General features: G+C 74.1%; 1 protein-coding gene. It reads left to right on the forward strand.

The features are described 5' to 3' along the window. Window positions 1-232 (forward strand): CHASE2 domain-containing protein (locus AC0IY1_RS25680; RefSeq protein ID WP_471773388.1); only part of this gene is annotated, 232 nt, incomplete at both ends.

Consider the following 232-nt stretch of genomic DNA (forward strand, 5'->3'; position numbering starts at 1 on the left):
CGAACCGCCGTTCCGGAGCCGTTCGAGCGCCGGCGGCAGGCGGCCTTCGACAGCTTCCAGCGGATCACCCCCCGCCAGACCGACGGCGCCGCGGTGCGGGTCGTCGATCTCGACGAGGAGAGCCTGAAGCGGCACGGCCAGTGGCCGTGGCCCCGTCACGTGGTGGCGGACCTCGTCGCGTCCAGTCCGGAACGAGGAGCGCGGGCGAGGTGCGGTCGGGCTCGGCGAAGAC

The sequence above is a fragment of the Methylobacterium sp. AC690 genome (assembly GCF_979256535.1).